The sequence below is a fragment of the uncultured Pontibacter sp. genome (assembly GCF_947492645.1).
In the GTDB taxonomy this organism is placed as follows: domain Bacteria; phylum Bacteroidota; class Bacteroidia; order Cytophagales; family Hymenobacteraceae; genus Pontibacter.
In genome coordinates this window covers 355,980-368,360 of sequence record NZ_CANLMZ010000008.1, presented here as the reverse complement: position 1 = coordinate 368,360, position 12,381 = coordinate 355,980, and the positions used below count along the sequence as shown (strand labels likewise).

General features: G+C 44.4%; 13 protein-coding genes and 1 tRNA gene. 5 read left to right on the top strand and 9 right to left on the bottom strand.

Annotation, left to right across the window (positions count from 1 at the left end):
- Positions 1-11: 11 nt before the first annotated feature.
- Positions 12-278 carry a hypothetical protein gene (locus Q1A23_RS12080; RefSeq protein ID WP_299823701.1) on the bottom strand — a complete coding sequence of 89 codons (267 nt, stop codon included), beginning with the start codon at positions 276-278 and terminating at the stop codon, positions 12-14.
- Positions 279-832: 554 nt separating this feature from the next.
- On the opposite strand from Q1A23_RS12080, the gene Q1A23_RS12075 reads away from it, so the two are divergent.
- On the top strand, positions 833-1,264 hold the full coding sequence (locus tag Q1A23_RS12075; protein ID WP_299823699.1) for a response regulator: 432 nt from the start codon (positions 833-835) through the stop codon (positions 1,262-1,264).
- A gap of 33 nt (positions 1,265-1,297) precedes the next feature.
- Here the strand turns inward: Q1A23_RS12075 and Q1A23_RS12070 are convergent, their stop codons facing one another.
- The 5 genes from Q1A23_RS12070 to Q1A23_RS12050 are packed head-to-tail and all read right to left on the bottom strand — an operon-like array spanning position 1,298 to position 5,381.
- Positions 1,298-2,662, bottom strand: coding sequence for an ATP-binding protein (locus tag Q1A23_RS12070; RefSeq protein WP_299823697.1), 1,365 nt, complete (start codon positions 2,660-2,662; stop codon positions 1,298-1,300).
- A 5-nt stretch (positions 2,663-2,667) separates the two neighbouring features.
- A complete protein-coding gene (locus tag Q1A23_RS12065) occupies positions 2,668-3,705 on the bottom strand; it encodes a SpoIIE family protein phosphatase (RefSeq protein WP_299823695.1) in 1,038 nt (345 codons plus the stop codon).
- Positions 3,695-4,099 (bottom strand): anti-sigma regulatory factor, encoded by a 405-nt coding sequence (locus Q1A23_RS12060; protein WP_299824376.1) that lies wholly within the window; start codon positions 4,097-4,099, stop codon positions 3,695-3,697. The genes Q1A23_RS12065 and Q1A23_RS12060 overlap by 11 nt, the downstream gene beginning before the upstream one ends.
- Positions 4,092-4,502 carry an STAS domain-containing protein gene (locus tag Q1A23_RS12055; RefSeq protein WP_299823694.1) on the bottom strand — a complete coding sequence of 137 codons (411 nt, stop codon included), beginning with the start codon at positions 4,500-4,502 and terminating at the stop codon, positions 4,092-4,094. The genes Q1A23_RS12060 and Q1A23_RS12055 overlap by 8 nt, the downstream gene beginning before the upstream one ends.
- Before the next feature lie 6 nt (positions 4,503-4,508).
- Entirely contained in the window at positions 4,509-5,381 is an 873-nt protein-coding gene (locus Q1A23_RS12050; RefSeq protein ID WP_299823692.1) for an STAS domain-containing protein, read from the bottom strand.
- A gap of 319 nt (positions 5,382-5,700) precedes the next feature.
- Between Q1A23_RS12050 and Q1A23_RS12045 the strand changes: the two genes are divergently transcribed.
- Both Q1A23_RS12045 and Q1A23_RS12040 read left to right on the top strand, forming a co-directional pair.
- Positions 5,701-6,228 (top strand): hypothetical protein, encoded by a 528-nt coding sequence (locus Q1A23_RS12045; RefSeq protein WP_299823691.1) that lies wholly within the window; start codon positions 5,701-5,703, stop codon positions 6,226-6,228.
- Positions 6,229-6,341: 113 nt separating this feature from the next.
- Positions 6,342-7,490 carry a DNA cytosine methyltransferase gene (locus Q1A23_RS12040; protein WP_299823689.1) on the top strand — a complete coding sequence of 383 codons (1,149 nt, stop codon included), beginning with the start codon at positions 6,342-6,344 and terminating at the stop codon, positions 7,488-7,490.
- An 85-nt stretch (positions 7,491-7,575) separates the two neighbouring features.
- Here Q1A23_RS12040 and Q1A23_RS12035 read toward each other — a convergent pair.
- Positions 7,576-7,649, bottom strand: a tRNA-Pro gene (locus Q1A23_RS12035).
- Here Q1A23_RS12035 and Q1A23_RS12030 point away from each other — a divergent pair.
- Together Q1A23_RS12030 and Q1A23_RS12025 are read left to right on the top strand one after the other, a co-directional pair.
- The gene (locus Q1A23_RS12030) at positions 7,616-7,783 is read left to right on the top strand and encodes a hypothetical protein (protein WP_299823688.1); all 168 of its coding nucleotides are present in this window, start codon (positions 7,616-7,618) and stop codon (positions 7,781-7,783) included. The genes Q1A23_RS12035 and Q1A23_RS12030 overlap by 34 nt on opposite strands.
- Before the next feature lie 58 nt (positions 7,784-7,841).
- Positions 7,842-8,948, top strand: a complete 1,107-nt coding sequence (locus Q1A23_RS12025) for a sensor histidine kinase (RefSeq protein WP_299823686.1) — start codon at positions 7,842-7,844, stop codon at positions 8,946-8,948.
- A 52-nt stretch (positions 8,949-9,000) separates the two neighbouring features.
- On the opposite strand, the gene Q1A23_RS12020 is transcribed toward Q1A23_RS12025, so the two are convergent.
- Together Q1A23_RS12020 and Q1A23_RS12015 are read right to left on the bottom strand one after the other, a co-directional pair.
- Positions 9,001-9,393, bottom strand: coding sequence for a response regulator (locus tag Q1A23_RS12020; RefSeq protein ID WP_299823684.1), 393 nt, complete (start codon positions 9,391-9,393; stop codon positions 9,001-9,003).
- Positions 9,380-11,926 (bottom strand): PAS domain-containing sensor histidine kinase, encoded by a 2,547-nt coding sequence (locus Q1A23_RS12015; RefSeq protein ID WP_299823682.1) that lies wholly within the window; start codon positions 11,924-11,926, stop codon positions 9,380-9,382. The genes Q1A23_RS12020 and Q1A23_RS12015 overlap by 14 nt, the downstream gene beginning before the upstream one ends.
- Between the last annotated feature and the right edge of the window lie 455 nt (positions 11,927-12,381).

The following is a 12,381-nucleotide window of genomic DNA, read 5'->3' as shown; positions in this document are numbered from 1 at the left end:
TTGTTTATACATTACCCGAAAAGTTTCCCGATATCATCTTTCAGGTTGTCTAAACCAGTTTTAAGGTCTTGCCACTTGCTCTGGGTGTCTTCGGAATCGTTCAGTTTGTTTGCAATCAATTCCCGTTTACGCTCCAGCGCGGCAATGTGCTCATGGTATGTATGGTTAGAGTCTGCTGTTGTTGCGTTTGCACGCCCACGCAGCGTCTTTATCTTATTGTCAAGTTCGTTAAGGCTCTTTTGTATTTCGTCTTTCGTCAGGTGGTCTGGCGCTCTCATGTGATCAGGGTTTAAATGATATGTATCCATAATATCGCTTTCGTTAGCTTGTGTAATGCCTGTTTAGGCTAACTATACTCTAAATACAGGCAAAAGCTAAAAAAGGATATAGTTATTGAAGTATGTTTACGCGTAGCAAGTGGCATGTTTTTAGGGTGTAGCTTTTATATGCGCTTAAATAATAAAAAAGATGCGCTGGTTCTTATACAGTTAAAGGTGATAACGGAGCTTTAAATTGTTTTAGGAGCTATGCCAGTTGCGGCCTGCATTACCAATATACTTTTGCAGCAATGCTATGTATAACGCTGTGTAATGGCTTTTTTTAGCTACGGAAGCGTTTCTGCTACCTGTTTTATTTTGTTTAACCAGTATATCGTTTTGGCTATATGCAATTGCTGAAGGGCTAGGTTGCATTGGCTTGAAAATCAAATAGTAATCAATAATACCTACTATTATTGATTTGTTGATTACAAAAGACGATATTTGCGAGCATTAAACACGGAGGTGCAATTTTGCGCCTGAGTTAATAGTTATACTTTAACTTAAAGACAGGAATGGGGAATTACAATGAGTCGCTAGATTTGGTGATGTTGGTTGACGACGACGACACTACAAATTATTTGAATGAGCGCCTGCTGAAAGAGATGCAGGTAGCCAAACAAATTGTTGTGATGAAGAACGGAAGAGAAGCGATTGATTACCTTAAAACTGCCGCAACTGGTAACGGAACAGTTATATCTCCAAATCTTATTTTCCTGGATATCAAGATGCCTGTTATGGATGGGTTTTCTTTTTTGGAGGAATACCAGCGCGCCGGGCTTGATGCAGCTGACCAGGTGGTTATACTTATGCTTACTTCATCAGCAAGCTTTTACGACCTGGAAAGACTTAGAAACTACAAGAAAGTAAAACAGCATTTCTCTAAGGCACTAACCAAGCATGATGTGCGCGAGATAATGAAAGAGTACTTTTCAACAATATCTTAAGAATAAAAAAAGGGCTGCCTGACAGCCCTTTTTTTATTCTTCATTTTTCTCTTCAACCAAGTCTTCTACAGGCCAGGTAAATAAGAATTTAGTTCCGCGGCCATGAGACTCTAGCCATACGTTGCTGCCTTTTTCGGTAACAATCTTTTTTACAATAGATAGCCCCAGCCCTGTGCTGTCCAGCCGTGCATTTTGCAGCCCACGCTCAAACATATCAAAAATCTGTGCCTGGTGTTCAGCCGGGATGCCAGGGCCATTATCTTCTACTGAAAACAAAAGCCTGTCTGGGTGCTTCTCATACTTTATCTTTATGATGCCGTTCTCTGGGTCGTCGTGGTATTTAAGGGCGTTGGCTATTAAATTGCTTAACACCTGGTTCAGGTAAATTTCCTGGGTATACAGGTTAGGCAGGTCTGGCTGTACCTCGATTTTAAAATAAGCTGGTACCTGAAGCGAGCTGATGATCTGGTGCAGCAAAACAGTAAGGTCTACCAGCCTGCGTTGTATATCGTGGTGGCCAGCCAAAGAGTAGGTAAGTATACCGGTTATCAGCCTGTCCATTTTCATGGTTTGCTCGCGCATCATCGGGAGCAGTATAAGTGCTTCTTCCAGGTGGTTTGAGTCTATGCATGCTTCCAGCGCTGTAGTTAAGCCGCCAATGTTCTGTAAAGGCGAGCGCAAGTCATGGGAAACTGTGTGTGCAAAAGAGTCCAGGTTCTCGTTTATCTTCTGCAATAACTTGTTTTTTTTGTCGCGCTCGGCAAGTAGCTCCCCAATCTCGGTGTTAGACTGCTGTAGTTTTGTGTTAAGCCTCCTGATCTCATACAACTGCTGCTCAGCCTCCAGGTTGCGAACCCGGAGTTGCTCCAGCAGTTCAAGCAGTTGCATGTTCTGTTTCTTTATCTCGGCATAAGGCGAAATGTCTTTCTCCTGGTCAAACTCAAGCGTCCATTGGTCTAATACCGCTTTCGTCAGCAATGCGGTTTGTGAGGGTATTTTGCGCCGCAGCACAACCTTGGTGCCTTTCTCAGACTCTGTTTCTATATGAAACTGATCAACCAGCTTTTTAGAATTGGCGATGCCACTCCCGCGGCTGCTTTCATAGTTAAACCTGTTGCTCTGCTGAAGTATAAAATCCAGGTTGCCGATGCCGCGCCCCCTGTCGCTTATAATGGCCTCCAGGTAATTAAAGCCATTTTCCTCTACATAATTATACTGTATTGCTCCGTTGCCTACATACTCCACCACATTCCGGCAAATTTCAGATACGGCAGTCGCAAACTTTGTTTGGTTAGCAAGCGCAATACCAAGCCTTTCAGAAAGCTGCATCGCCCGCTTGTAAGCCAGTACAATGTCCAGCTCGTTGTTTATGTTAATACGGAGGATGTTGCGCAGCATGCTTTCTAAATTTTAGCTTTACAAACTACTACCAGCGTATCATCGGTGTTACGGGTGTAGTCCAGGTAAAGTACGGATGCGATGGTAGTTGGGTGGTGCCTAAGCAAATTAGGATACTTGGAAAGCTCCCAGCGCGTTTTCAAGCCATCAGAATGCATAATCAGCGTTTTGTTGCGGATCCAGTCTAGCTGCTGGTTGTTAAGTGTGTTAGGTATGTTGTAACCGAGTATGCCGTTATAAGATATAACGTTTTTATACTGTGGTGCACCAATTGCAGAAGCCTCCTGCGAGTACAGTTTTCCGTTGATGTTGCCGATGCCGCAATACTCCATAGTGCCGTTACACATGCGTGCTGTAAAACCTACGGCGCCACGGGTACGCTTGATGGAATTGTGGATGGCTCTAAGCCTGTTGGCAGGGTCCAGGGAAACGTTCTCGTGAAAAGCTTTTATAGCCTGCGCAGATGCCTCGTTCGCGTTAGTGCCATGGCCTAGCCCATCTAGAGCGATCACATCGAAGCGGTTGTTTTTTATACTTATTGCAAACCCATCGCCGCACACACTTTCGTTTGGTTTTGGTACCATAACATAGCCTATCTCTAGCGGGGCAGGCACTATAGGCATTTTGGCCCTGGCATCGCTTTTTGCAAAGTGTACCAGTAGCACGGTGCCAAAGTTAGGCTGTGAGTATATATCAAAGACAGCCGAAAGTCTTTTTATGGCACCCAAGCCCTCACCTGCAGACCCGAAAGTGGATACGCCGTCTTCCTGCATGCGAAGTGGCTCAGCCATGCCCGGGCCTTTGTCAAGGCAGATGATCTCAACAGTAGTAACAGGCTGGCCGACAGGCTTAACAAGCAACTCCCCGCCATGCGCAGAGAATTTGGTAAGGTTAGAAAGGAGCTCGGCAACGATGATGTTGATTTTGCCTACATCAGCTTCAGAAAAGCCCCAGCTAACAGCCAGCTTTGCAATATCTCGTTTGGTTATACTTGTGTAACTGCGGTCAGGTAAGGTAAATCTGATATGGTGGTTAGCGTCCATGCTTCCAATGTGTTATCGTAACTGTGGTTCCTGTACCGGGGGTGCTTTGGATATCAAACTCATTTACAAGCCGCTTGGCGCCTGGTAAGCCCAGGCCCAGGCTTCTGCCTGTAGAAAAGCCATCTTGCATGGCCTGTTTTATATCGCTTATTCCCGGCCCTTCGTCCACAAAAGTTAGTCTTACGCCAGTTTGAGCATTTTTGCTGATGATTTCTAAAATAACTTTTCCGCCGCTGGCATACTTAAGCATGTTCCGGACAAGCTCGCTGGCAGCTGTAATTAGTTTGGTTTGATTAACAAGGCTCATTCCTATTTTCACAGCGTACTCGCGCACTCTGTTTCTAAATGGCACTACGTCTTGTTCTCGCACGATCTGCATCGTGTCTTTAGTCATTACGATCATCGGGCCCTTCCTCATCGTCTTCAGTTGAGCTGCTGTGCAAGCCAATCATGTCTTGCAGCAGTTCCATGCCTTTTTCTACATTAAGTGCAGTATGCACCCCTTGTAAGGTTAAGCCAAGTTCGACCAAGGTAATTGCCACAGCCGGCTGCATGCCAACTACAACTGTTTCGGCATCCATGATGCGCGACATAGAAGCTATGTTGCCAAGTATGCGCCCCATAAAGGAGTCTACTATACTTACAGCCGAAATATCGATAAGCACACCTTTTGCTTCGGTTTTGCTTACCATTGTTATCAAGTCATTCTCAAGATTAAGCGCCACTCGGTCATACAAGTCAATTTGTATTGTAACCAGCAGATAGGGGCCCATCTTTAATATTGGGATTCTATCCATTCTGTCTTATCTGGTAATGCCAAAACCTGTGTTCTTCTGTACTTTCTTCACCTCAACATTGCTCATGCTAAAGGCCAGCTGCAATGCGCTTGCCAACGAGGCTTTTGTCTTGATGTTTGATAGATCGATACCCAGGTGTACAATAGTTTGTGCTATCTCTGCGCGGATACCGCTAATGATACACTCAGCACCCATCAGGCGGGTGGCACTAACTGTTTTAATTAAATGCTGGGCCACAAGGGAGTCTACCGCAGGTACACCCGAAATGTCAAGTATGGCAATGTTACTGCCTGTGTTCACGATTTCCTGCAGCAGGTTTTCCATTACGATCTGGGTGCGCGCGCTGTCCAGAGTACCAATAATCGGCAGGGCAAGTATACCGTCCCAAACACGGATCACAGGCGTGGAAATTTCGTTTATCTCATCTGTCTGGCGAAGTATAACCTCCTCACGGCCTTTTATAAAGGTTTCGAAAGTGATGATGCTTAGCTGGTCCAGCAGGTTATTTATAACGCTGATTTCCTTGTAAAGCAACTCTGGGCGGTCCTGGTATTCTTCTTCCATTACGCTGCAGATAGCCTTTTTAAGGCTAAGCACATAAGTTGCGGTTTCGCGGGGGCTAAAACCCTGGCGGGCGCGGGTTATCGATACATCACTTAAAATATCGGTAATCTGCTCAAACTCTGCTGCATAAATATTGTCTACGTTACCAGACTTTACGGCACGGGCCAGCGCATCCAACAGTTCGTCAGACTGCTTTGATAGCTCGTCGTTTGTCATCAGGTCATCACGTAGTGCATTATCAGCTAGTTGATTTTGCAGCCAGATTTCCAATATCTTCTTTTTTTGCTTTTGCAATATTGTGGAGGTAATGTTCATGTTGTCAGGAATGAACGGTTAAATTTATATTTATAATTAAACTACAGGACAAGTGTACATAATGCACTTGCAGTACTCAAAGGTATGGAATTTAAAGCAGATGATAGATTATTTCGATTGTGGGTTCAAAGTTTATGACAGGAGTAGTAATACGTTTGTAATACGAAAATAGATCTGCCCATAAAATTACGTGCTCAGGAACTCAAATACGCATTTCATACTTAAGTAGTTTTTACAGAGGGTGTGTAGCAAAGCCTTGAATAAAACAGCAGCGTTACAGGCCATTAGTATAGTAGTAGGAGTTGCAGCAGCATGAAGTATGATAGAAGTTGCCATTGAGGAAGCTATGCGGCAAGCAGCAATTGCAAAGCTGGACGCAAGCAAAGGGTTGAAACGGAAGAAGCTTAACCGGTTTGGTTCGGAACCGGAACGCACTTATTACGGCTATTTAGGCGAGCAGTTAGTAATGAAGTATTTAGGTATTACCGAAGACACAGACGATTACGAGTATGATGTGTTGTACAAAGGATACCGGCTGGATATAAAGTCTATTTCCTGCAAATTTAAACCGCCTGTTTCGTTTCTGTGTACCGTAAACTCTTGCTACGACGAAGGTGAACACCGCCAGGATGCTGATTTCTATGTATTCGCCAGGGTTAAGTATGATTTTACAGTTGGCTGGATTTTGGGTTTTATGCATTGCGGTGATTTTTTTCGAAAATCAACTTACCTACCTAAAGGCTCTGTTTATGAGGGCATGGAATTTTTCAAGGCTAATGCCAATATTATTCCGATAAGTAAACTGGAGCCCATGCGCTACCTGAAAGAAATCCATGAGTTTGTGTAGGTAAAGTATAAAACTAGTTACAGCTTGCCGACACTTATGAGGTTGTGCACAACGTATACTTTGGTTTGATCTAAAATTCATAAGTTTGCAGCACTCATACTTTAATCAGAACTATGTCGGAGCAGACTGCCTGGGACAGAAACACAGCCGTTGAAGAAAGCAGTTATTACTGGAAAAAAGAGCCTGTTGCGTACCCTGGCAAGTACAAGCCTGGTAGCAGGCCAACAGTTGTAGAGCTTTTCTGCGGTTGCGGCGGCACCTCCACCGGCTTTCTGATGGCAGGCTACGACATACTGCTTGGTTTAGACATCTTGAAGCCGGCCATCGAAACTTTCCGGGCAAACCATGCAGGGGCAGCCGCTGTGCTAGGCGATGTAAGCGCCTTTAACCCCGAAAGTATAGCCGGCTTAACAGGTGGCGCTAACGTAGATGTTTTAATCGGTGGAATACCATGCCAGGGCTTTTCGCTTAACAACCGTAAACGGCACGACGACGACAAACGAAACTTTATGTACCGTGAGTTTATACGGTATGTGCAGGCGCTGCAACCAAAAGTGGTGGTGCTCGAAAACGTGAGCAACATACGAAGCGCAGGTGGCGGCACTTTTGTAAAAGCCATTGAAGAGGAAATAGGAATGGCGGCCGGCATGAAAGTAACCAGCCATATACTTTACGCCCCGGATTATGGTGTACCCCAGAAACGCAAGCGGATGATTTTTGTGGGAGTGCGTGAGGCAACCTTCAACTTTGATTCTGTTTTAAAAACCCATGGGCCTGGCACCGGTAAACCTTATGTTACAATCTTAGATGCCATCGGAGATTTGCCTGGCCTGCAACCCGGCGAAAGCAAGCATGCCTATAAATGCGACCCCTTTACCAGTTACCAGAAACTAATGCGCAGCGGTGCCAGCGAAATATTAACCGGACATACTGCACCCAAGCACCCCGCCGCTACAATCGAAAGAATAAGAACTACTATACCGGGCAAACCTATGTACGAAAAGTTTCCGCAGCGCATCAGGTTAGCCTGGGACATACTTAGCCCTACGCAGGTTTCGGGTGGTATCAGGCCACAGTTCCAGTTTGGGCACCCCGAAGATAACAGAGGGCTTTCTATCAGGGAGCGTTGCCGCCTGCAAAGTTTTCCGGATACGTTTGAGGTAAAAGGCGGCATTGTGCAGGGCAGGGTGCAAACAGGCAATGCTGTGCCACCGCTGCTTGCCAAAGCAGTTGCCTTAGCGCTTAAGCCATACTTGCGCTAGCTTCCTCTTATCTTACACTTCTGAGCATGGTATAGCTTCTAAAAGCAAAGCCTTATACTTGGCCAAGTATAAGGCTTTGCTTTTGTCGGAGTGGCGGGATTCGAACCCACGGCCTCCAGCACCCCATGCTGGCGCGATACCAGGCTACGCTACACCCCGAAAAGTACATGCAAATTAAATTTAAGGTGTTCATTTTTCAAAATAGTGGCCCCGATATTATAAGAGGTGTGGCAAATATTTGCAGCTACAGGAAGTATAGTGGTGCCAGCCTCAGGAGAGCAAGTATAAAGTAGGTGCTCGTATCAGCATATGCCTATAACAATGCCCCGGCAATTGCAGTAAAACGAGACAATGAATGCAAAGAGCCAAATGGACGAGAAAAACCAATATGAGATTTTAAGAAAGCTGACCAAGCGCACAAACAAAATCATCTTTTCTTACGATGTAGAGTCAGCATCATTCACTTTTCTTAACGATGTTTTTGATGCAATCTGGAAACGCACAAAAGAAAGTGTGTTAAACGATGCCTCTATCATGCTTAAAACCATACATCCAAACGACAGAGAATATTTAGCTAAAGAATATACTGAGCTTTTAAGTGGCATCTTAAAAGAGGAGGTGGAGTTCAGAATTGTTTTACCTGATAAAGCGACCAGGTGGGTATTGATTACGCCACATCTGCTGCTAGACAAAGATGGGAGGCGCTGCATTGCCGGAATAGGAGAGGATATAACTGTGGCAAAGGACAATATTAGAAACCTCCAGAAATTTGCTGCAAAAAAGAATTCAGTCCTGGAGATTTTGTCGCATGACCTGGCCGGGCCGCTTGCAAACATACAAGCATTAGCGGGTATGATAGGTGAAAGCACCAAAAAGTATGAGGATGCGGAACTGCACAATGTGATCAGGATAATTGAGGAGAGTAGCGGCAGAAGCGTGCAGTTAATCCGTGAATTTGTGCAGCAGGAGTTTTTAGAATCATCTAATGCGGGTTTGGTGAAAAGAAGGGTGAACCTGGTGGCAAAAATATTGGAAATAATCACGCAGTATCAGCAAGCTGAAGACCACATAAGCAAGAAGTTTACCCTAGAGACCTCCAACGACCTTATCTATGTGTATTTAGATCAGAATAAGTTTATGCAGGTAATCAATAACCTGATATCCAATGCTATCAAATTTACGCATGACGACGGTTTGATAGAAACGATTATAGAAGAACAGGCAGAAGGCGTCATGATCACTATCCGGGACAACGGCATTGGCATACCAAAGCGATTCCACAACGAACTTTTTGATAAATTTACCAAGGCCCGACGGCAGGGTTTACGGGGCGAACCATCAACGGGCTTGGGTATGTCCATCATCAAAACGATTGTAGAGTGGCACGATGGCAGAATCTGGTTCGAAAGCGAAGAAGAAAAGGGAACAACTTTTTACATTAAAATACCTAAAAGCTGACAGAAGAAATTTATACTTACCGTGGTGGGCATGTTTTAAGCATCATGCTAAATTAAGCTTTGTCCTCAAGTTCTGCTAGTATAACCTGTACGTCCTCCATGGTAAGCGGCTTATGTATAAACCCGGAAATCAATTCATACTCCCTGGCCCTTGCTGTATCAGAGGTGTCGAGGGAGGAGGTAAGAATATAGATGTGACACTTGCCCAGCAGATTCTCTTTGTACGGCTGCAAGGCATCTAAAAAGTCCCAACCACTCATTATCGGCATATTCAGGTCCAGGAAAATGATGTTAGGAAGGTTGGTTTCACAATCTTTTGTTATAAAACCAAGGGCCTCCTCAGCAGATAGAAAAGCGTGCAGTTCTGTCGCAAATTCAGCCTCCTCTAAAGCTCTTTCTGTTAAGAAGTTACTTATTTGATCATCGTCTATGCTAAATGTTTTCATAGTATAAGGGTATGTGTATCACAAACTTGGTTCCCTGGTTTAGCTGGCTGTAAACTTCAATTTTACCGCCCATAACCTCTACATGGGTTTTTACCAGAAACAAGCCAATTCCTCTGCCTTTGGTGAGTGTGTTATTATGAAATTTCTTGTATAGTTTAAAAACATCTTCTCCTGCCTTAGCTGTATCAAAGCCTTTGCCGTTGTCGGAGAAAGATATAACGGCAAAGCCCTCAGTACTTTCAAAGCAGTTTACTTCTATAACTAGTTGCCGCTCCTCAGAACGGTACTTGATAGCATTAGAAAGCAGACTGTCGAAAATACTGTACAGGTACGACCTGTTGGCATTAACCTTCAGCCGTTCATCTATGTCAGTAACTACTTTGCCTCCGCAGTTTGCTAGTGCATCCTGCATGGTGTGGCAGGCCTGCCAGAAAATTGCAGCCAGTGGTACCTCTTCTGCTTCAAGAACATCGCGCTTGTCTCTTATGCCCAAGATCATATTCACGTCTTTAAGCACAGTATCCAGCTGCACAATACTTTCTTTAAGGCTGCTCAGGGCGTAATCAAAAGTGTCCAGGTTTTTCTCAGCTTTGTTCAGCAGGTTTACCAGCCCCAGGGCATTGGCCACGGGAGCTCTTAAGTTATGGGAAACGATGTAGGTAAACTGCTGCAGGTCGCGGTTTTGCCTGTACAGGTCCTGTGTCATCAGCAGTTGCCTTGCCTCAGCCTCCTTCCTGAAAGTGATATCCCGAAGTATGGCACTATACTGCACTATACTTCCTGCATTATCTCGTATAGGGGTTATATCCATTGATATCCACATCTTTTGCCCGCTTTTAGTATAGTTAAGCAGTATGGCATTAAAGTGCTTGTTCTGGCGGAGGCCTTGCCTGATCAGCTCAATTGTTTCTTGATCAGATTCGGGACCCTGTAGCAGGTCGCCGGGTTTTTTGCCGCGCATCTCGGGTGGCGTATACCCCGTCATGCGCGTAAAGCCTTCGTTTACCCACTCTGTCACGCCTGCTGCATCTGTAATAATTACCCCGTTATCAGTCCGGCTAACTACCATCGAAAGCCTTTCAAGCTCTTGTTGTGTCTTTTTCTGTTCTGTAATATTAGTTTGTATCGTGATATATCTTTCCAAATTGCCAATGCTATCATACACCGGGTTTGCCTGCACCCACAGCCATACACCTTTGCCATTTTTTTTGCTGCTTAATGTTTCGAATGCGATGGGCTTTCCCTGCAGCATATTTTCTTTAATAAGTTCGAAAGCTTGTTTATCCATACTTTCGGAGTGCTGAAACGCTGCCGGTATTTTGCCTTTTACCTCTTCCAAAGTATAGCCGGTTAGCCTGGTAAAGCCATCGTTAACCCAATCTACCCTGCAGTTTTTGTCGGTGATGATGATGCCGTTGGTTGTTTGGCTGGCTACTAGCGATAGTTTTTCTAGCTCTTGCCGGGCCACTACTTTTTCGGTTACATCATCAAAGTATATCGAAAGTCCTTCTTTGGATGGGTAAGCCTTTACCTCGAGCCAGATTTGTTGTGCCTGTAAGTAAGAACTAAAGTGCACGGCCTTGCCCGTTTCTACTGCCAAATGGTATTGCCTGTAAAATTCTCCGTTAACTTCAGTTGGGTATACATCCCAGATGTACTGCCCTAGATGTTCTTGCCTGTTCAAGCACAATATTTCTTCAGCGGTACTGTTGATGATGGTGAACTTCCAGTCAGGGGCCAGCATCACGAAAGCATCAGTTATACTTTCAAAAATGGTGTTTAGCTTTTGAGTTTGTCTGGATATTGTCTCGAAGGAGCGTACAATGGGTGTTATATCTTTGGCAATTGTTTGCACGCCGATTACCTGCCCATGCGCCTGTACCGGAAACTTAATAGCATCGAAGGTAAGCTGCTTATGTGTTCGTGCCTGGCAGCTTATATCAAAGCGCAAGGTACTGCCGCAAAGCGCCTCTTTAAAGTATAAATGGTTTACAGCAGACATTTCCGGGGGCAGGAACACGCTTGCCTGCTGCCCGATTATCTCGTCTCTTGTTACACCCAGAACTTCACAGAATGCTTTGTTTACCTCCGTTATGGCACCAGTTTTATCTTCCAGGAAAATGAGATCAGGGTTATTCTCAAACAAAGCCTTATAGCGGTTTATACTTTCTTCGAGCTGCTGCTTGCTTTTTGCTAGTTCGCTTGCATCGCGGGCATAGCAAAACATCAGCTCTTCGCTACTGCTCCATTGGGCAGTCCATCTAAGAGGTATTACTTTGCCACTCTCGCAAATGTAGCTGTTCTCGAAAACAGATAAATCCTGCCCCTGCATAAGCAGGCTGGCAAATTCAAGCGTTGCGGCCCTGTCTGGGTGGTAAACAAACCCTATATAGGGCTCGCCCTCAAGTTTTTGGGGCGCATAACCTAAAAGCTTCTTGCTAGCTTCACTTACCTTCACAAAGCGCCCCTGCTTATCAATGCAGCAGAACATGTCGGGAGCGTTTTTTACCATTCTTTCAGTAATGCTCGTCATGCTTTTGTTTTTAGGTGAAATATGGTATAGCAATAGCAGCTTTATAGTGTTGCAACATCTATATAGAGCTTATTTAAATAAAATTAAGTAAATACAGTTTACTTTTAGTTTTATTTTTGGATAATGGATTGTTTAATTATGATTTAAAATGCAAGCGTAGCCTTAAAGCCTTTTGTAATAAACGGTGTATGACTAGATAGGAATAATATATTATTGGTAACATATTGTAATAATGTAAGTTTATGGTGAACAGGATGGGGTGAGGTATAGAATGGTACTGTAAAAAGTATAAAACCCTGCCTTGTAAAAAGCAGGGTCTCATTATTGTTTTAGTTTACTTAGCATCAGCTGTCATTCAAAGGCAGCCATATTAACTAATTCCAAATTGCAGGAAGGGTGGTAAAAGTAATTGTAAAAAAATAAGCTGCAGCGAGGCAGGCGTAGCGCTTGCAGAT

Coding starts and splice junctions, on each gene's coding strand:
- Q1A23_RS12080 (WP_299823701.1), bottom strand. CDS start 278: ATGAGAGCGCCAGACCACCTGACGAAAGACGAAATACAAAAGAGCCTT.
- Q1A23_RS12075 (WP_299823699.1), top strand. CDS start 833: ATGGGGAATTACAATGAGTCGCTAGATTTGGTGATGTTGGTTGACGAC.
- Q1A23_RS12070 (WP_299823697.1), bottom strand. CDS start 2,662: ATGCTGCGCAACATCCTCCGTATTAACATAAACAACGAGCTGGACATT.
- Q1A23_RS12065 (WP_299823695.1), bottom strand. CDS start 3,705: ATGGACGCTAACCACCATATCAGATTTACCTTACCTGACCGCAGTTAC.
- Q1A23_RS12060 (WP_299824376.1), bottom strand. CDS start 4,099: ATGACTAAAGACACGATGCAGATCGTGCGAGAACAAGACGTAGTGCCA.
- Q1A23_RS12055 (WP_299823694.1), bottom strand. CDS start 4,502: ATGGATAGAATCCCAATATTAAAGATGGGCCCCTATCTGCTGGTTACA.
- Q1A23_RS12050 (WP_299823692.1), bottom strand. CDS start 5,381: ATGAACATTACCTCCACAATATTGCAAAAGCAAAAAAAGAAGATATTG.
- Q1A23_RS12045 (WP_299823691.1), top strand. CDS start 5,701: ATGATAGAAGTTGCCATTGAGGAAGCTATGCGGCAAGCAGCAATTGCA.
- Q1A23_RS12040 (WP_299823689.1), top strand. CDS start 6,342: ATGTCGGAGCAGACTGCCTGGGACAGAAACACAGCCGTTGAAGAAAGC.
- Q1A23_RS12030 (WP_299823688.1), top strand. CDS start 7,616: ATGCTGGCGCGATACCAGGCTACGCTACACCCCGAAAAGTACATGCAA.
- Q1A23_RS12025 (WP_299823686.1), top strand. CDS start 7,842: ATGAATGCAAAGAGCCAAATGGACGAGAAAAACCAATATGAGATTTTA.
- Q1A23_RS12020 (WP_299823684.1), bottom strand. CDS start 9,393: ATGAAAACATTTAGCATAGACGATGATCAAATAAGTAACTTCTTAACA.
- Q1A23_RS12015 (WP_299823682.1), bottom strand. CDS start 11,926: ATGACGAGCATTACTGAAAGAATGGTAAAAAACGCTCCCGACATGTTC.